Consider the following 19,686-nt stretch of genomic DNA (forward strand, 5'->3'; position numbering starts at 1 on the left):
CGCTGCCGCCCTTGGCCCATGCCACATCCCCCTGCCACTGACCCGTTGCTGCCCCTGCGCGCTCTCGCTGCGCTATGCCAAACGCCAGGTCCACCAGGTCTTGCCCGTCGAATGCCTGCGGGTTGTTGGTCAGCTTGTTGAGCGTTGCCTGCAGCGATGCGCGCACCCGCGCCAGCCAGCCGGCCACCGAGGCCAGGGGGCGCATGGCCACGGGCTGGACGCCCATCTCGACTGCCACCTCCACGGCGTAGGGAAAGAGTTCTTCGCTGTCGTGGCTCTCCTGGGCCTCGGCCTGCGCATCGGCCTGCGCATCGGCCTGCACATCTGCCGGGCGGGCGGCTTCCATGCGCCGCAGGGCCTCGTCGTGCACTTGCCGCTCCAGGCTGCCTTGGGGCTTGTGGGCCCAGGTGCCCAGGGTTTCGTGCAGGTGCTTCCACCTGGCTTCGCCGAGCACGGCCTTGCCGTGCTTGTGCATGAGTTCGTGCGCGGCCACGGCCACCTCATGGCCGGCCTGGATGTGGTCGGCGATGAGGAACACCGTCTTGCTGTCGGGGTCGTAGAAGCCCTGGACGCGGCCGGTGCCTTGCGCGCCGATGTCCACCTTGCCGACCAGGGGTTCCCAGTCGGGCTGGATGCGTTCGGAGGTGGTGACCACCACGCCGCCCCGGCCCAGGCGCAGGCGGCCTTTGGGGCCTACCAGGGTGTTGAGTGCGGCTTGCACCGATTGGATGGTGGCAACCGGCTGGGGGCGGGTGGCGGCCGCGTCGGACGAGGTTTCTTTGCTGTACGCAGGGTTGTTCTTGGCCCTCCACCCGTTGTACTGCTTGTCCGTTAAAATCTTCCCGCGCCTTTGTTCTCCGGGCAAGCCAGCCAATCGCGGCTGGAACGTTCCGGAAACAGAGGCGTATTTGTTTCTGTCCACGTAGCGCAACAGGCCATCGCGCTCCCATCGATGGAACGGGTTGCCCCGGGGAGTGTCGTATCCATTGATCAGCAGATGCGCGCGCACACCCCCAGCCGCATTCGGTTGAACGATGATGCGCACGGGTGCGCCATTGACCGTCTCCGGGGCAAAGAACACCAACCGGCCAGGCTCGGTTTCCGACTCGAAAACCAAGGCCGGGTTATCCATCCACTCGGGGATCTTCTTCCAAACGCCCGCCGTCATGTGCGGATGGTTGTTTTGCCCCTCGACCACTTTGCCTTCGGCCAAGAACACGGGGCCATCGCCGAGCCCCAAAAATGTGATCATGTCCGAGCGGTCCAGCACACGCACGCCACGCATCGCTGGCTTCTCGCCAGCAAACAGCGCGTCGATGCGCGACTCATAGGCTGCCTTGGTGTCTGGCGAGCGGCTGTACTGCACTACCGCCGCATCGGCGCCGCTGGTGACAGTGGCGTGCTGTGCAGTCTCTTGCACAGTGGTGGTACCGGGCTGGCTGGCAGGGTCGCTTTGCGCAAGGGCAGTGCGGCCCGCTGGGCCTTGCTGGGTTGCCGTGCCTTGCGTGACCGCTGCGGTAGCGGCAGGGCCGGTTTGGTCGCCATCTGCCTGCCGCACGGCGGGTGCAGCGGCCGGTGCTGGTGTGGGTGCAGCTTCGTTGGCGTTGGTGTTGGCCTTTGCAATGGCGGCCTCGCCGGGGGCGAGGTCGGGCCGGGGCGTTGGCAGCGCTGCGCCATCGGCTGCCTGTGCGGCTGGGGCTGGGGCAGCCACGGTGGCCGATGGGGCTGTCTCTGCTGCCGCATCGGCGGCTTGGTGCACGGGCTGGGTGCGCGCGGGCGCCTGCCAGGGGGGCCAGGCCGGCATGGGTTGTGCCGGCACAGCGTCCACCGCGCCGGTTTGCGGCATGGCACGCGGCAGGTCCATGCCGGGGGCGGCGTGGTAGCGGGCGGGTGCCGTGGCCACGGTGTCGCCCTGGCTGTGCTGCAAGCCCGTGGGCATGCGTGGCAGTGGCGGCAGGGCCGGTGCGGGCGCGGGTGATGTTGGCGTTGCCGTTGCTGCTGCAGTGGCAGTGGTGCCCAAGGGGTCGGCCTGGCGCAGGGCGGGTGTTGCGGCCCGTGCGCTGGTCTGTGCCTGTGCCTGTGCTTGCGCTTGTTCTTGTGCCAGCGCCTGCAGGCTGTCGCTGATGAGGCTGTAGTCGCTGCTGTGGATTGCGTTGTTGTTGCGGGTGTCAGCGCTGGGGGTGCTCTGGGTGCTCTGCACCCACGGCTGGGCTAGCGCCTCCTCGGGCGCAGTGATGGCTGCTCAGTCTGCCAATCTTGCCCGGCCTGCTCTGCCTGCGGCTGGGTGGTGTCCAAGGCGGCTTGGCCTACCGCGGCGCTGGCGTGGGGTGGGTTCGGTCAGGGCAGCGAGCAGCTCGTCGATAGATGCTGCAAACGCCTCGGCGCGGGCTGCAGCGCCCAACCCATGGTCGCCGGGTCCCCACCGCCCAAGACCACCCCCTTGACCGAATACAACGATCCGCTCTGTCTCTTGGAGCCCCGCGCGGTCAGGCCGGTGGCGCGCTGCTGCCCGCGCCGGTCGCCTCCTCGGCGCGCGGCAGGCTGGTGGCCACAAAACCTTCATAGCTGGCCCAATCCGCCACCCGGCTGCGCAACAGCTTGAGCGCGGTATCCGCATCCACCGTCACGAACGTCCCTATCTTCTCGCTGTCTGGCACGATCTGCAGCGCCCAGAAGCTCAGCCGGTTGAGCAGCTCCGCCATCCCCGCTTCGAAACGCTCCAACTGCGCAACGGCATCGGCCACCTGCGCTTCGTTTTCGTCATCGTATTCGTCACAGTCGTAGACATCGGCCCACCAGACCAATCGGTCATAGGTATCGATCAGCGGTCCGGACAGATGAACATAGTCAATGTCCACTTCGGTGGGAGGCAAGTGTTTGTACACAGGGCCCGTTTCAGGATAGAACGCGAAATGCACGCCATCAATGCTCGTACAAAGCGGCCCTACGACCTCCAGCGCTTCATCCGCTGTCCACCACCGGCCAGGACGTGACAGCGGCGAGGACAGCATGTCCCTCTCGGTCCTGCGCATGAAAAAGCCCAGCCATGCATTCATGGTTCAATGCCTCCAAAAGAGATGTTCCCGATCCGCGGCGAAGGAGCCAGGCCAGTTTCGCTGGGTCAGGCCGATGGCGCGCCGGTCGCCTGCTCGGCGCGCGGCAGGCTGGTGGCCACAAAACCTTCATAGCTGGCCCAATCCGCCACACGGCTGCGCAACAGCTTGAGCGCGGTATCCGCATCCACCGTCACGAACGTCCCTATCTTCTCGCTGTCTGGCACGAGCCGCAGCGCCCAAAAGCTCAGCCGGTTGAGCAACTCTTCCATCCCCGCTTCGAAGCGCTCCAACTGCGCAACGGCATCGGCCACCTGCGCTTCGTTTTCGTCATCGTATTCGTCACAGTCGTAGACATCGGCCCACCAGACCAATCGGTCATAGGTATCGATCAGCGGTCCGGACAGCTCGACATAGTCAATGTCCACTTCGGTGGGAGGCAAGTGTTTGTACACGGGCCCCGTTTGAGGACAGAACGCGAAATGCACGCCGTCAATGCTCGTATAAACCGGCCCGATGTCCTCCAGGGTTGCATCTGTCCACCACCGGCCAGGACGTGACAACGGCGAAGACAGCATGTCTCTCTCGGTCCTGCGCATGAAAAAGCCCAGCCATGCATTCATGGTTCAATGCCTCCAAAAAGGGGTTTCCGATCCGCGGCGAGTGGGCTGAACCTACCGCAGCTTGAAAGCAAGAAAGCCGTCGCAGTCCCACACTTTTTCTGCGCCGCGCCGCATCTTCTGGATCACTTCCTTCACATCGACAGTGACGGTTTCTTCCAGCCGATCACTTTCTGGTGCAAAGACCAAGGCCCAGAACTGCAGGCGATGCAGCAAGGCGGCCAAGCCCTGTTCAAACTCGCTCAAGTCCGGTGAGCTGACATTCTCCTGCGCCCATTGTTCATACGCATCCAATGCGCACCCGGTCATGTACGCATATTCAAGCTCGTGGCCAAGTTCATCTGCGGGAAAATCATCGAGCACAGGCCCGTCTGAGGAATAGATCTCAAACTCCACGCCCTCCAACTCCAATGCTGAAAAGCGCTGCGGCCCTTCTTCTTCAAACATCTCGTCTCCCCAGGACCGCATGCGTGGGGGCAGTGGCGTCAGCACCGCCTCCCGGTCACTCTTTCGAAGATAGATTCCGAGGTTGACGTCCATGCCTCAATGTCCATAAAAGGGCTCTGCATTGGCCTCGCGCCATTGCTTTCCATCATAGTAAAGCCTGTGATGGTGCGGATCTGGATGCCGGGTCTTGCCTTCGAGATAAGAGTGAGAATTCCAGTCGACACGGGACCACGGCGCATCTTGGCCGTCGAGAGGTGGCCATACACCGCCCAGGAAGGTCGCGGTCTGTCGGTAGATGGTTTGACCATCGTCGCCAACTTTTGCGCTGAGCACCGAGTGCGGTGCTCCCTCGGCATCGGTCAGCGGTAGCGGAACATGCCCGACACCGGCGACCAGGCGCTGGGCCATCGGGATGAGCGCCCCAGACTTGTCACGGGGGATGTAGACATCGCGCAGGCGCGCAATCCCGCTGGCGCCTGCGAGGCCCGGGTCACCACCCTCCTCGTCAGGTCTGAATGTCGCTACCGCGCCCTCCAGACCCTGGGCCAGGGCCGGGTTCTCCTGCTGTGCAATGGCAAAGGCCAGGTCCACGAGGTCAATCCGGTTGAACAAGTCCGGCCGATTCGACAGCTTGGTCCACACCCGGCTCAAGGTCTCCAGTGCACGCGCCAACCAGCCCTGCACCGAGGTGACGGGGCGCATGGTCGAAGGAATCACGCCCATCTCCACGGCCACCTCCACGGCGTAGGGAAAGAGTTCTTCGCTGCGGTGGTTCCCCTGGGCCTGCGCATCGGCCGGGCGTGCGGCCTGGAGGCGCCGCATAGCCTCGTCGTGCACTTGCCGGTCTTTGCTGCCCTCGGGCCTTGCTGCCCAGGTGCCCAGGGTCTCGTGCAGGCGCTTCCAGCCCTCGGCACCGAGCACGGCCTTGCCGTGCTTGTGCATGAGCTCGTGCGCGGCCACGGCGGTCTCATGGCCGGCCGGGATGTGGTCGGCGATGAGGAACACCGTCTTGCTGTGGGGCTCGTAGAAGCCCCGGGCGCGGCTGCTGGTTTGCGAGCCGATGTCCACCTTGCCGACGAGGGGCTCCCAGTCGGGCTGGATGCGCTCGGAGGTGGTGACCACCACGCCGCCCAGGCCCAGGCGCAGGCGCCCTTTGGTGCCCACCAGGGTGTCCACTGCGGCCTGCACCGATTCGATGGTGGCAGGCGGCTGGGGAGGTGTGGCGGCCGGGTCGGACGAGGTCTCTTTGCTGTACGCAGGGTTGTTTTTGGCCCTCCACCCGCCGAGTTGCTTTTCGGTTAGTATGGGTTTGGCCCCTGAGGTGGGGTGGCCCCGCCGGGGGTTGTCCCCGGGGCGCTGCCACACCGCTGGGGCCATTTTTGTGTCCATGTACAAGAGGCGCCCTCCAGACGCCAGAGCGCTGAGCGAAGGCAGCTCGCCTGTCGTTTTGGCAAACGCCGTCACCACCAGGTGATCCGCGCCCCCTCTTCCGCGCTGCTCACCCGGCTCAATCGCCACGATGACCGGATACCCGGCCAAACGTTGAGGCGCTACCAGGGTCAGCCGCCCGGGGTGCTTGGGATCGGTGTAGACCGCTGCGGGGTTCTCGATCCACTCAGGGACTTTCTTCCATACGCTCGCGGTCATCTCCGGATGGTGGGTCCGGCCATCGTGGATCACATGCTCTTCGTTGAGCGCCAGGGGCACATTGGAGTGGCCCAGCAACCCCATGACGTCCGAGCGGTCCAGAAGCCTTACGCCCTGCGGATTGGCCTTCGCGTCACCAAACAGCGCGTCGATGCGCGACTCATAGGCTGCCTTGGTGTCTGGCGAGCGGCTGTACTGCACTACCGCCGCATCGGCGTCGCTGGTGGCGGTGGCGTCCGGTGCAGTCTCTTGCGCGGTGGTGGTACCAGGCTGGCTGGCGGGGTCGCTTTGCGCAAGGGCAGCGCGGCCCGCTGGGCCTTGCTGGCTGCCTTGCCGGCCGCCTTGCCGGGTTGCTGTGCCTGGCGTGACCGATGCGGTAGCGGCAGGGCCGGTTTGATCGCCATCTGCCTGCCGCACGGCGGGTGCAGAGGCCGGTGCTGGTGTGGCTGCAGCTTCGTTGGCGTTGGCCTTGGCGGCCTCACCGAGAGTGACGTCGGGGGCGAGGTCGGGCCGGGGCGTTGGCAGCGCTGCGCCATCTGCCGCCTGTGCGGCTGGGGCTGGGGCGGCCACGGCGGCCGGTGGGGCTGTCTCTGCTGCCGCATCGGCGGCCTGATGCGCGGGCTGGGTGCGCCCGGGTGCCTGCCAGGCGGGCCAGGCCGGCATGGGCTGGGCCGGCACAGCGTCAACAGCACCCGCTTGCGGCATGGCGCGTGGCAGGTCCAGGCCGTGCGCGGCCTGGGAGCGGGCGGGTGCCATGGCCGCGGAGGCAGTCGCGCGCGCTAGTCTTCTTTCAATGCAAACAGACCATAAAAACGCTCAGGCTGCAGCCCGGAGAAGAAGATTCCCCCGCCCTCCTGTTCACGCATCGGGTGGTCCACCATGCGCGGGTCGACAGCGGTGCGCAAGGCCGCAGGGCGCAACGCGGTGATGCGGCTTTGCGTGCCCTGCACCGGGCGCTGCGCTGCAGCGGACCGTGCAGGGCCTACCGCTGTGCTGCGGCTGTAGAAGATGCGGTCTTCGCGCTCACTGCTTGCAAGTCGATCTCGCTGTCGAGCAAGTCCAGCCAGTAAGCGGCTACCTTGTTCGAGGCCTCCGTCTCTGGCCGGTGCGAGTTGATCTGGTTGGCGAACAAGCGCATCCAGTACTTCGCCTCGGCCAGATCTGGATGCTGCCCCCGGGCCAGGGCCTGCGTCCTCGCGTGTGTTTGCCCCTCGGCCCAGAAGGGCGCGGAAGACAGCCCCTCGCGCAAGCGTGCGCCACCCGGCGCCAGCCGCGCGTAGCGTGCCTTCAGCTCGGTTGGCGTCAACGGATCGAGCCAATGCTTCGCGGGTGATGGGCTCACCTGTGCGGGTGTTGATGAACTGGCCGGTATCAAGGTCATAGCGCAGGCTTTTGACGTCAGGGTAGGCATTCTCCAGAGCCGCCTCGTTCACGTCAACCAGGCGCTGGATGTTGCCCGCATGGTCGCCATAGACCCAGCGCAGCGGCGGCACGCCCAGCGCGGCATCGCCTGCCACCTGGCGCGGGTGCGGGGCCAGGTGTTCCGTGGTGCCGAATTTCAGGGCGCTGGAGAGCATCTGCTCCGACAGGCAGCATCAGTCCCGCAGCCCCGCAAACAGCCCGCCAAAGCGCTCAGGCTGCAGCCCGGAGAAGAAGAATCCCTCGCCCGCCTGGTCGCGCATCGGGTTGTCCGCCATGCGCGGATCGACAGCGGTGCGCAAGGCCGCAGGGCGCAACGCGGTGATGCGGCTTTGCGTGCCCTGCACCGGGCGCTGCGCTGCGGCGGACCGTGCAGGGCCTACCGCTGTGCTGCGGCTGTAGAAGATGCGGTCTTCGCGCTCACTGCTTGCGAGTCGATCTCGCTGTCGAGCAAGTCCAGCCAGTAAGCGGCTACCTTGTTCGAGGCCTCCGTCTCTGGCCGGTGCGAGTTGATCTGGTTGGCGAACAAGCGCATCCAGTACTTCGCCTCGGCCAGATCTGGATGCTGCCCCCGGGCCAGGGCCTGCGTCCTCGCGTGTGTTTGCCCCTCGGCCCAGAAGGGCGCGGAAGACAGCCCCTCGCGCAAGCGTGCGCCACCCAGCGCTAGGCTTCGCCAGTACTCCTGCATCTCCGCGGGCGTGGGCGGCCGCATCGATCCCTCCGCCTTCGAGGAGCGCTCCCGTACGGCTATCGCGGAAAGTTCCGCTCTGGAGATCGTAGGTGATGTACTTTGCATTGGGGGACTCATTCTCCAGAGCCGCCTCGTTCACGTCAACCAGGCGCTGGATGTTGCCCGCATGGTCGCCATAGACCCAGCGCAGCGGCGGCACGCCCAGCGCGGCATCGCCTGCCACCTGGCGCGGGTGCGGGGCCAGGTGTTCCGTGGTGCCGAATTTCAGGGCGTTGGAGAGCATCTGCTCCGGCAGGCGTCGCATAGCGAGGTCGTTGACACCGGAGGGGTCTCCGATAAGGATGCGCCCCGTGTTGTGGGCGTAGGTGGCCGCAATGTTGTAGAACACTCCGCCCGTTTGCCCAGGCTCCAGGCGGGAGAGGTCGCCCCACACGTCCGAGCGGGACGCCACCGGAGGGGATTTCTCGCCGGGGCGGTCCTTGATCCAGGCACCGGTGTCGTGGTCCATGCCGTAGAACTCATCGCGGGTCGGCTCCCGGGTGGTGATCGTGGCGTGCGTGCCATCCGGCATGGTCAGCGTTCGCATTGTCTCGTCGCCCTGGGTGGTGACTTCTACCTTGATGCCGGGATCGTGATCGGCGGCAATGGCCTCCACCGTGGTTGCGCTTGATCGAGGCAGGGCGAACAAGTCCCCGGCCTCGCTGATCTCCTTGAGCGCAGCAGCGGCGTCTTGCAGTTGCGCAGTGGTCACAGCATCCAGTTCCCCGGCATGCGCCGGGTTCTCGCGCTGCGCGATGCCGAAGGCCAGGTTCACCAGGTCCATGGAGTTGAAGTCTCCCTTCTGGGTGGCGATCTTGTTCCACACCCGCCGCAGCGTGCCGCGCACTTGCGCCAGCCAGCCGACCACCGTGTTGGCGGGCCTGAGCGCGTTGGGCTGGACGCCCATCTCCACGGCGATCTGCACCGCGTACGGAAACAGCTCCTGCGTGGCGTAGAGGCCTTCGTTAGCACCTGCGGGCCGCGAGGCTTCTACGCGCGCCACGGCTTCGTCGTAAACCTGTCTCTCCACGCTGCCTTCTGCGGCATTGGCCCAGCCGCCGATGGTCTCGTGCAGTTGGTTCCAGCCCTCCACGCCCAACACCGCCTGTCCATGTTTGTGCATGAGCTCGTGCGCGGCCACGGCCACCTCATGGCCGGCCTTGATGTGGTCGGCGATGAGGAACACGGTCTTGCTTTGGGGATCGTAGAAGCCCTGCGCCCGGCCGGCATCCTCAGAGGCGATGGCCACGCGGCCGACGAGGGGCTCCCAATCGGTCTTGATGCGGTCGGCCGTAGTCACCACCACGCCCCCTCGCCCCATGCGCAGGCGTCCACCAGCGCCTGCCAGATGATCCACCGCTGCCTGCACCGATTCGATGGTGGCCATCGCCGGTTGGTTCTGGGTAGCGACAGTGGCAGAGGCCAGGTCCGCAGACATGGCCTTGCTGTAGCTGGGATCGCCACCTTCAGGTAAAATTTCGCCCGTCTGGCCCGCAATTCGAGAGCTAGGGGATGGCTTCGGTGTTTCAGCTTGGAGCTCGCCATTATCCCTGTAGGCGGTCGGATCAGCCGAAGATCCAAAAGCGGGGGTGGGGTCGAAAGATTCCGTCTTGCCGGTAGCCAAAGGTGCCTGCACTCCTGTGTGTGCACCGGGGAGACCTGCCGAAGAGCTACGCCCGCTCCAGACAACTTTTCCTTCCGGCCTTCGCGCAAAGGCCGTCACTACCGAGTAGTGGTCGCCGTCGTCACGCAACTCGATGATGGCTTGGTGCTTACCAGCAAATCGTTCGTTCACAACATAGAGCCGGCCATTGCCAGGATCGTAGACCTTGGTGGCACCGCCCAGAATTCGCTGGACATACTGCGGCACCGTCAGGCCCAACGCCGAAATCTCCGCTGCGTGTTCAGCTTCGATGTGCGCTACGCCGTAGCCTTGATTGGAACGGCGGTGAAAGCCATTTTTAAGCCGCACCGGTGCTGGCGGAAACATCCCCTTCGTGGCCCTCTCCACCTGCGCCGGAACCATCCACATATCTGGCGAACCATCGACCAAGATCGAATCGTCTGGCCGCGGGCCACTCTTCGTGATCTTTGGCATAGCGGCGCCTGTCTGCCAACTGAACATCGGCCCGCTAGGCGCTGCTGAAGCTGCCAGGTCCATGCCAGCTGCTTGGGCTGTGTCTCCTGCGGCTGCAGCAACAGAAGTAGTCGGTACTTCTGCACCAGCCGAGGCGACGCCTGACACAGCTTGATCCGCAGTAGAAGCCGCTGGCTGCGCGGCTGGCGCCATGGCTCCCTCAACAGCTGCAGCCTCTGCAACCTCCTGCAAAGGCTGGGCGCGCGAGGGCATTTGCCCTGCATGCGTGGCCTGGGCCGGCAATGCATCCACCACACCCGCTTGCGGAACGGAAGGCACGGTTGTTGCGGGAATAGCCTGGCGCAAGTTAGACGCTGCCGCCCGCTCGCTGGCCTGTGCTTGCAGCTCTTGCGCTTGTTCTTGTGCCAGCGCCTGCAGGCGGTCGCTGACGAGGCTGTAGTCGCTGCTGTTGATTGCGTTGCGGGCGTCGGCGCTTGGGGCGCTTTGGGCGCTCTGCTCCCAGGGCTGGGTGAGTGCGTCGAACGCGGGGGCGGGGCTGTAGCTGTAGCCGTACCCGTCCTCCTGCCCGGTCTGCGCCAATGCCTGCTCCAGCGGGGGCAGCTCGGGCGTGTGCAGGGGCTGGGCGAGCAGGGGCTCGGGCATTGCCGCGGTGGCGCTGTCTGCGTCGGTGGGCCACATCTGCAGGCCCAGGGGCTGGGCGGGGGCCTCGTCGGGCGCGGTGAGGGGCTGCTCGGTTTGCTCGGGCTGCCAAGCCTGCTCGGCGTGGGGCTGGGTGGCGCCGAAGGTGGATCGTGGATTGGTGGTGGGGTGCAACCCACACCGGGCGCTGGCGTGAGGTGGGCGCGGTCAGGGCGCCGAGCAGTTCGTCGGCGTCAACTCACCCATTCCAACGACCGGGCGGACAGATCCCGGACGGACATGCGGCGCCGTTCTTCCGCCGGAGGGTTTTCTCAACGGTTTCGGCGCTCCAGAGCCAACGCGCCCATCACTGCCAACGATTTAACTTTCGCAGAAAGTTGCTTCACCCTTCCTTGTAACTATCTCTCAACCAATCATCAATATTTTCATTCTCTTTTACAACAGAATATCTAAATGATTTCGCATTCCGAAGCCCGCCCTTTCCGAGAAGGTGCATGATATATCTCTCCGCATAAAGACCCGCATTCCTCCGAACAAGCTCGCGCAAATCTTCGATATGCAAATTGTACACCTCCATGTAATCACGACAACTCCCTACCTCCTGAGAAACATCCCTCCCCAGAAGCTGCTTCAGCATCTCCAAACTTTCTTCACCCAAACCCGCCATGATAACTCCTTCAAAAATCAATAACGCCTTGCAATAACATTTATTTCTTTGGGCACACCCTTCAAATCGCCGACATTGACAGAGCCCAGCAACTCTATTTCAAACACCCCATACCCCAGCTTCTGTCTAGCCTTACCGAACGATATATCCCTGATCGCGGCCTGCGCCCAATCATCCACTGTGCCATTGTGGTTGCTTTTACTGTGTTTGTCGAACTCTTTTCGGAAATTCTTACGATTATCATCAGCCAAACTCCCTGGCAATCCAATTGGAGGACTCCCCGTCGTTTCAACGTAATAAGAAATCACTGCTTTCAGCATCGCTTCCGTCACTCCATGGGCGTCGATTCTTACGTACTCTTTTGATGACTCTTTTTTTGCCGATTTTTCAATACTTAGAATGGGGCCGTCATCCGTTATTTCGATGCCGGCAAAATCAACATACTCTCCATCCACGAGCATCGCAATGGCGTTATCTCTGTGGTCATCCGAAAGTATCCGAACCTTGAACTCTGTGAGCGGAACCGGACGCGGATTGTTCTCCGACCCCACCGGGCCTTTCTCCGACGCCGCCCCCGCACCGTCCTTGCCCGCATCGCTGCTCATCTGGAGGGGACGGCGCGTCGAAGAGGACGGGCTTTCGCTGCCGCCCTTGGCCCATGCCACATCCCCCTGCCACTGACCCGTTGCTGCCCCTGCGCGCTCTCGCTGCGCTATGCCAAACGCCAGGTCCACCAGGTCTTGCCCGTCGAATGCCTGCGGGTTGTTGGTCAGCTTGTTGAGCGTTGCCTGCAGCGATGCGCGCACCCGCGCCAGCCAGCCGGCCACCGAGGCCAGGGGGCGCATGGCGATGGGCTGGATTCCCAGCTCCACGGCCACCTCGACTGCGTAGGGAAAGAGTTCTTCGCTGCGGTGGTTCTCCTGGACCTCGGCCTGCGCATCGGCCTGCGCGTCGGCCGGGCGGGCGGCCTCCATGCGCCGCACGGCTTCGTCGTGCACTTGCCGCTCCAGGCTGCCTTGGGGCTTGTTGGCCCAGGTGCCCAGGGTTTCGTGCAGGTGCTTCCACTTGGCTTCGCCGAGCACGGCCTTGCCGTGCTTGTGCATGAGTTCGTGCGCGGCCACGGCCACCTCGTGGCCGGCCTGGATGTGGTCGGCAATGAGGAACACCGTCTTGCTGTCGGGGTCGTAGAAGCCCTTGACGCGGCCTGTCTCCTCTGAGCCGATGTCCACCTTGCCGACCAGGGGCTCCCAGTCGGGCTGGATGCGTTCGGAGGTGGTGACCACCACGCCGCCCCGGCCCAGGCGCAGTCGGCCTATGGGGCCTACCAGGGTGTTGAGTGCGGCTTGCACCGATTGGATGGTGGCTGTTTGCGTTGTGCCCTGGGAGGCCGGGGCGGGCGTGCCTTGCGTGGTGCTCGCGGTTTGTGCGCGCGTGCGGGCTGGGCCTGTCTCGCGGCTGTACTGCATGCCAGTTGCGGCTGCGGCTGCATTTGCAGTTGCATCGGCGTCGCTGGTGGCAGTGGCGTCCGGTGCAGTCTCTTGCACAGTGGTGGTACCAGGCTGGCTGGCGGGGTCGCTTTGCGCAAGGGCATTGCGGCCCGCTGGGCCTTGCTGGCTGCCTTGCCGGGTTGCTGTGCCTGGCGCAGCAGCGGCCTGCTGGCCGCCCTCTTCCAGCCGCACCATGGGTGCTGGTGCTGGTGTGGGTGCAGCTTCGTTGGCGTTGGCCTTGGCAGTGGTGGCCTCGCCGGGGGCGAGGTCGGGCCGGGGCGTTTGCAGCGCTGCGCCATCGGTTGCCTGTGCGGTTGGGGCTGGGGCTGGGGCGGCCGCTTCACCAGCCCGCGCCACGGCGGGTGGGGCTGTCTCTGCTGCCGCATCGGCGGCCTGGTGCGCGGGCTGGGTGCGCGCGGGCGCCTGCCAGGCGGGCCAGGCCGGCATGGGCTGGGCCGGCACAGCGTCCACCGCACCCGCTTGCGGCATGGCGCGTGGCAGGTCCATGCCGGGGGCGGCCTGGTAGCGGGCGGGTGCCATGGCCACGGTGTCGCCCTGGCTGTACGGCACACCCGTGGGCATGCGTGGCAGTGGCGGCAGGGCCGGTGCGGGGGCGGGTGATGTTGGCGTTGGCGTTGCTGCTGCAGTGGCGGTGGCGCCCAAGGGCTCGGCCTGGCGCAGGGCGGGTGTTGCGGCCCGTGCGCTGGTCTGCGTCTGCGTCTGCGTCTGCGTTTGTGCCTGTGCTTGCGCTTGTTCTTGCGCCAGCGCCTGCAGGCTGTCGCTGATGAGGCTGTAGTCGCTGCTGTGGATTGCGTTGTTGTTGCGGGAGCTGGCGCTGGGGGTGCTCTGGGCGCTCTGCTCCCAGGGCTGGGTGGGTGCTTCGAACGCGGGGGTGGGGCTGTAGCTGTAGCCGTACCCGTCTCCGTAGCCCTGCCCGGTCTGCGCAAAGGCCTGCTCCAGCGGGGGCAGTTCGGGCGTGTGCAGGGGCAGGGCGAGCAGGGGCTCGGGCATTGCCTCGGTGGCGCTGTCGGTGGGCCACATTTGCAGGCCCAGGGGCTGGGCGGGGGCCTCGTCGGGCGCGGTGAGGGGCTGTTCGGTTTGCTCGGGCTGCGAAGGCTGCTCTGCCTGCCAGGTTTGTTCAGCCTGCTCAGCCTGCCAAGTGTGATCAGCCTGCGGCTGGGCGGTGTCGTAGGTGGCCGGTGGGGTGGCGGGGTTGGGGGCGGCCGGGTCTTGGGTTGTGGCCTGTGCATCGGCGGGGGCGGTGTCCTGCGTGGGGGCCATGTCCATCAGGGCGACCATGTCGTTCAGGGTCTGCGTTGCCTGGGGCGGGGCGGCATCGGCGGGCTGCGGTTGCTGCTCTTGCTGCTGCGCTTGCTCCCACGCCTGTTCCCACGTTGGTTCCCACGCCTGCGGTGGCGGCTCGCTCAGGGCCTCTTGTGCCTTGGCCATGACGGCGGCTTCGCGCTGGGTTTGCCTGGCGGCGGCAGCGGCGTCGGACCAGTTGTTGCCGGCGGCGATGGGCTGGAATGCCGGTGCGGTGCTGCCCTCTGCGGGCGCTGGCGCTGTGTCCACCGCACGAGGGTTGCCGTTGGTGGCGGAGGTCTTGCCGTTGCCGTTGCCGTTGCCGTTGCCGTTGCGCTTGCTGTTGCTGTTGCTGGTGCCGTTGCCACCCGCGCCGGTGCGGCGCGCGGCGGGCGCGGGTGTGCCTGGCACCACGTCGGTGATGGTTTGGCCGTCGGCGTTGGTGTAGGTGACGTCGATGGTGGTTTCGCGGCGCGGGGCTGCGGGCGCTGCGGTGGGCGCTGGTGCGGGTGGTGCCAGGGGCGCGGCGGACGGGGCTTTCGCGCCCCGCGCGCGCCAGGCGTCGTTGGCGTGCCCGGCCGACTTCATGCCGCCATCTGTGGCGAAGCCGCTCACGCTGGACACGGCCAGGCGCTTGCCGGCGTTGGTGAGGTTGGGCATGGTTTGCGTGGCCCCGGCTTCGCCGGCGATCTGGCCAAATTCTTCGACCGTCTCCTGCCCACCACCACGCCCCCCTGCCTTGGCGACGCCCACCGCTCCCGCCTTGACGGCCTGGGCTGGGGTCTGTCGCGTGGCCTGCCGCAGCAGCGCCGCTTCGGCGCCACCGCCAAACAGCTTGCCGGCAAGGACGGAGAAGGGCACGCTGATGCCGGCGGCCGTGTACGCTTGCTCCAGCGAGTGGCCCTTGTCCAACAGGTTGGTGAAGACTTCGGCGGCGTTCTGCGCGGCGGTGGCCCCGATGCCTGCGGCGAGCTGGACGCGGGCAACCCGCGCTGCGAGCGCAACCTTGTCCAGGCTGGCCGCTGCCTTGCCGGCCATGACCAGCCTGGTGGCGGCGTTGGCCGCGCCTGCGGGCAGCAGCATGCTGCCCAGGCTGGGCAGGAGCTGGTCGGCGATGGCGCCCTTGTTGTTGAGCACCGCCTGCCGGATGCCGACGTCGGGGTCTTTCATGTCGCGCTCGAAGTTCGTGCGCTGTGCAGCCGCACGCTCGGAGCCCACGATGGTGCCCATCGTGTCCATCCGATCTTGCATGAAGTCGGACAGGTCTTTGCCCAGGGCGTCGCCGGTCATCATGCGTATCAGGTCGGCGGCGCCCTTCACGGCGGTGGGGCCGACTTTCAGGACGCCGGAAGCCCCGTCCCGGAGCACCGACCCGAGGGTCATCTCAGGCACGTCTTCACGCGCAGCGGGGGGCGGGTTCACCATGCCACGGGCGCCACCGGCCTGGGGCGCCGGCACGTTGGCGGCGGGCCGTGGCGCCTGTGGGCGGGGGGCAGCAGGCACCGGCGCAGGTGCCACGCTGTTGCCGTAGTCCAGCAGGGGGCCGAAGTAGCCGCTGCGGCGTGGCTCGGCGGGCGAGCGCTCCAGCAGGTTGTCGAAAAATCCCATCGTGCATTGCCTCCTTGGGCCATCGGCTGCAATTGCCGATGGACAGGGCCTGTGGGGCCCGTTGGTTGAGTGGTTGGTTGATTGGTTGACTGGCTGCGCGCACGGCTGCGCCTGCGCGGCGCAGGCGCATGCACGCGATCGGTTGGTGAGGGGTGTGGTGGCTTGAGCGCGTGTGGCGCGGGCGCGGGCCGGCTGGCCCGGGTGCGCATGCGGGCGCTGCGCTGCCTTGGGGTGCGCGGGGGTTTCGAACAATCCCGCGCCAGGTGGCCGTGGCCAGGGGTGCTTTCAGAGCCCCATTGCTTTTTCAGCCTTGGGGCTTTGTTGTGGGTGTGTGCTCGTCGGCGGTCGGCGCATCCACTGCGGTGATGACCCGACGCGCTTCGTTGCGTTGGCGCTTTTTGGGCGCCTCGCGATAAAATTCACCCCGCTTGGCGTAATGCAGCCAGGAAGTGTTCCATGGGCGGTGACGCGCCTCAGGCATGAGTGAGTACCCAACCTCACCCCGCCCATGTGGACCGGGTAAAGCCTCTGATCGCAAGGTCGGGGGCTTTATTTTTTGCGCGGACGATCCACCCGGCAAACAAGTCGCCGGGCACGGTGCGATGGCCGGGAGTACGGACAGTAGCGCCTTGCTCTAAAATCACGCCACCGTGTCCTTCGGACAGGTAGTGTTCGCCAGGTTGTGCTGAGTCAATGGCGGCCCCCAAAGGGCCGTGAAAGTACGAGAGGTGGAAATCGGTGCCACCCCCTCCTGGAAGACCCCTCAGAGCCCCATTGCTTTTTTAGCCTTGGGGCTTTGTTGTTGGTGTGTGCTCGTCGGCGGTCGGCGCATCCACTGCGGTGATGACCCGGCCCGCGCCACTGCATTGCATTGCGGCCGTTGGGCGCCTCGCGATAAAATCCACCCCTGCCAGCTCAGTCGAGCTGGAAGTGTTCCATGGGCGGTGACGCGCCTCAGGCATGAGTGAGTACCCAACCTCACCCTGCCCATGTGGACCGGGTAAAGCCTCTGATCGCAAGGTCGGGGGCTTTATTTTTTTCGCGGAGGAAGCCCATCCGGGACCACGGAACGGACTTCAAACCGCGTGCCGTTCCCCGCGAGAGGCATCGTGGCTTCATACTGCCAGCCTGTGATTGGATCGCGCATTTTTTCGTTCCAGAGCTGGGGTTGCTGGCCCTTTTTGCCGGGATCGATCCGCCACCCGGATTGCTTTGCCATGGCCTGCTCGGTGAAGCGCATGAGATCATCAACACTGTAGCCATCGTCCCCCAGCCGCCTCTTCATGAGCTTGTTGAACACCTCGGGCGTCAAGTAAACGTCTGTGCTAGCCGACTTGAGACCCAGCTCCCTCAGACCAGCGGCTTGGCCGGCGGTCACATCGCCCAATCGCAACTCACTGTTGAGTGTGCCCGTTTGAAGGGCTTCACGCATGCCGGTCCGCCCCTGCGGCGACATGGCGTACACGGCTCCCGACGGCGAAACGGTGTTGAGCCTGGGAAGGCTGCTGGTGAAGGCATGCCCCACCGCTTGCGACGCGCGACGGGCGAGGTTGGGCGCCACTGCTGCCGGCGACACGAACCCCGCCAGCATCTCAGCCACCGGCCGCCGCTCGGGCGAGATCAGGCCGGCGTCCTCCATCTTCCTGCCGAACCACTCTGACCCCAGCGTCGGCTCGGGATCGTCCAGGCCCGCCCAGTTGAAAGGTGTGATGGCCAGGTCGACGGCCCCGCCCAATGTCTGTGCCACGCCGCGCCCGGCCACATCGCGCAGGCCACCGCCCACGTCACGGTAGAACTGCTCATCCGTCAACGCGCCACCCACGCTGCGCGCGGTCTCCTTGCCGCCGTCCCATACATCCTGCAGGGCCTGTGCCAAGACGGCCTGCTGGCCATCGGCGTTGTCGAATGCTCCATCAAACAGTCCCATGGGGGCTGGCCTTTCTGCGCCGTATGCGCGGTGTCGTCTCTGGTGTGCCAATGCCCGTGGATGCCGGGCCGGCGCATGGGTGGGTGCTGCATGGGATGCAGCGGTACTTGCGGGGCCGCGGTGCCGCGGCCTGGCTGGCGATGCGCCGGTGTGCCCGTGCGCCCGGTCGCCCACGCGCCCGTCCCTCAATCACTCCTGCGCCCCGCCAAACAGCCCGCCAAAGGGCTCGTCCTGCTGTGGTTGCGGCTGCAGTTGCAGCCCGCTGAAGAAGCCCCCACCGGCCAGGCCGCGCAGTTGGGCGTCGAGCTGGCGCGGGTCGATGGGGGTGGGCGAGGCGGCGGCGCGCACCACCTGCGGGCTGGTGAGTGCGTGGGCGGCCAGCCGGGCGGCGGCGGCGGTGCCTGCGGTGGCCAGCGCGCCCCGCGCCAGGGCCTCGGGCGTCACCGCGCCGGTGGCCAAGCCGCCGGCCGCTGTGGCCGCCGTGGCCAGCGCGCCCTTGGCCACGTAGTCGGCCCAGGCCTGCGAGGGTTTGGACCACATTTTGGAGTTGTCGCCCATGCGGCGTGCGGCCTGGGCGGCGGCTTCGACGTCGGCGCGCACGCGCGCGGCGTTGGGGTAGCCGCTGAGCAGTTCGTCGCGCGCCTTGGGGGCCATGGCGTTCCACCTGGCCAGAAAGGTCTCGTGGTTCCAGGCCGGGCTGCCTTCGCCCTGCGCGCCGGCGGGCACGCGGCCGAGGCGGTCGATCACGGTGCCGGCGACTTCGCCACGTGCGCCTTCGGGCAGGCTTTTCTTCAGGGTCTGCAGCACGGTGGGGCCGTTGGCCAGGCTTTTCTCGGCGGCGAAGAAGGCGTCTTCGGCCTGGTCGGGCTTGAGGAAGGGCTGCAGGCGTTTCGTGCGCTCGTCGGCCGCGGCCTTGACCCTTTGGGCCCAATCGGCGCCGCGCTCGGTGCCCTGCGCTGCGGCGGCCTCGTCGAGCAGGCCCTGGCGCGCCTGCAGGTCGCCGGTGAACTGGCGCACGCCGCGCTGGATGGCGGTGCCGGCGTTCAGGGGCCCGCGGTCGCCGCCGCCGCCGCCGGCCTGGGCCACCGCGCTGTCCACCGTGTCCTGCAGGCCGCCCAGCGCGCGCTGGCGCGCACGCTCCATGATGGGTGCTGCCAGCGGCGTGGCGTGCAGCAGGTTCTCTGCCGCGCCCACCACGGGGTTGCCCGAGGCCAGGCCCAGGGTGGGCTGGTCGACGCCGGCGTTGCGCAGGTCCTGCACGCGCTGGGCCATGGCCTGGCGGCCGGCCTCGTCGCCGCGCACGGCGATCTTCGCGCCCGCGGCCAAGCCTTGCTTCAATGCCAGCGGCGACATGCCGGCGGCGATGGCCAGCTCGGGGCTGCCGGTGGCGTCGCCCACGGCCTTGGCCAGGTTGGCGCTGGCCAGGTTGTTGAGCACCTGGCCGGCCATCTGCCCGCGCGTGCCGGGGTTGAGGGCGCCGATCAGCGCGCTGCCGGAGTTCTGCAGGTAGCCGCCTTCATACGCGGGGTTGGCCGGGTCCACCAGGCCACGCCCCAGCGGGGTCCTGCGCGCCTGCTTGAGCAGCCATGGGCCGGAGCCCAGGTCTTCGTCTCGCGGGGTGAGCTGCAGTGCATCGGGCGCGGGCTTGCCGGTGATGGCCTGCCAGGCGGACCCGATGGCGGCTTTGCCCAGGTCGCGCACGTTGGCGGCTGCATCGACAGGCGCGCCCACCAGGTACGCGGGGCCACGGTTGAGCCCTGTGCCCAGGGCATTGATGCCGTCCACCCAGTCGCTGCCCGAGCCCTGGGATGCCGGTGGCGCGCGCCGCCCGTGCCCGGGGATGTCGTCCGCGGTGGGCCGGGGCTGCTGGGGTTCGGCGCGCGCCGCGACCTGGTTGGTGCGCAGCAGCTGCGCGATCTCGTCCTCGGTCAGGCCCTCGGGCAGGTTCTCGACAAGGGTGCCGTCAGGCAGGCGAATGTCCATGGGGGAGTCTCCGGTGAATGGGGTGAACAGCACGGCCCTGGTGGCCCGGGTGACGCCCG

Annotated in this window: 11 protein-coding genes; all 11 read right to left on the bottom strand. The window is 66.7% G+C overall.

What is annotated here, in order from left to right:
- A partial coding sequence (locus AC3WOH_RS30880) for a MuF-C-terminal domain-containing protein (RefSeq protein ID WP_492233128.1) occupies positions 1 to 2,200 on the bottom strand: 2,200 nt, incomplete at its 3' end.
- A gap of 286 nt (positions 2,201 to 2,486) precedes the next feature.
- Positions 2,487 to 3,056 (bottom strand): hypothetical protein, encoded by a 570-nt coding sequence (locus AC3WOH_RS30885; protein ID WP_492233129.1) that lies wholly within the window; start codon positions 3,054 to 3,056, stop codon positions 2,487 to 2,489.
- 65 nt (positions 3,057 to 3,121) lie between these two features.
- Positions 3,122 to 3,676: a hypothetical protein gene (locus AC3WOH_RS30890; protein ID WP_492233130.1), complete on the bottom strand. Its 555-nt coding sequence runs from the start codon at positions 3,674 to 3,676 to the stop codon at positions 3,122 to 3,124.
- A gap of 51 nt (positions 3,677 to 3,727) precedes the next feature.
- The gene (locus tag AC3WOH_RS30895; protein ID WP_492233131.1) at positions 3,728 to 4,213 is read right to left on the bottom strand and encodes a hypothetical protein; all 486 of its coding nucleotides are present in this window, start codon (positions 4,211 to 4,213) and stop codon (positions 3,728 to 3,730) included.
- Between the two features lie 3 nt (positions 4,214 to 4,216).
- The gene (locus tag AC3WOH_RS30900) at positions 4,217 to 6,184 is read right to left on the bottom strand and encodes a MuF-C-terminal domain-containing protein (protein ID WP_492233132.1); all 1,968 of its coding nucleotides are present in this window, start codon (positions 6,182 to 6,184) and stop codon (positions 4,217 to 4,219) included.
- A gap of 362 nt (positions 6,185 to 6,546) precedes the next feature.
- Positions 6,547 to 7,344, bottom strand: a complete 798-nt coding sequence (locus tag AC3WOH_RS30905; RefSeq protein ID WP_492233133.1) for a hypothetical protein — start codon at positions 7,342 to 7,344, stop codon at positions 6,547 to 6,549.
- An 18-nt stretch (positions 7,345 to 7,362) separates the two neighbouring features.
- Positions 7,363 to 10,827 (bottom strand): hypothetical protein, encoded by a 3,465-nt coding sequence (locus tag AC3WOH_RS30910; RefSeq protein WP_492233134.1) that lies wholly within the window; start codon positions 10,825 to 10,827, stop codon positions 7,363 to 7,365.
- A 208-nt stretch (positions 10,828 to 11,035) separates the two neighbouring features.
- Positions 11,036 to 11,320: a hypothetical protein gene (locus AC3WOH_RS30915; protein ID WP_492233135.1), complete on the bottom strand. Its 285-nt coding sequence runs from the start codon at positions 11,318 to 11,320 to the stop codon at positions 11,036 to 11,038.
- A gap of 17 nt (positions 11,321 to 11,337) precedes the next feature.
- A complete protein-coding gene (locus AC3WOH_RS30920) occupies positions 11,338 to 15,717 on the bottom strand; it encodes a hypothetical protein (RefSeq protein WP_492233136.1) in 4,380 nt (1,459 codons plus the stop codon).
- 1,030 nt (positions 15,718 to 16,747) lie between these two features.
- Entirely contained in the window at positions 16,748 to 17,644 is an 897-nt protein-coding gene (locus tag AC3WOH_RS30925) for a hypothetical protein (RefSeq protein ID WP_492233137.1), read from the bottom strand.
- Between the two features lie 189 nt (positions 17,645 to 17,833).
- Positions 17,834 to 19,627 (bottom strand): hypothetical protein, encoded by a 1,794-nt coding sequence (locus AC3WOH_RS30930; protein WP_492233138.1) that lies wholly within the window; start codon positions 19,625 to 19,627, stop codon positions 17,834 to 17,836.
- Positions 19,628 to 19,686: the final 59 nt, after the last annotated feature.

The sequence above is a fragment of the Acidovorax sp. FW305-C-20-28 genome, assembly GCF_058783375.1.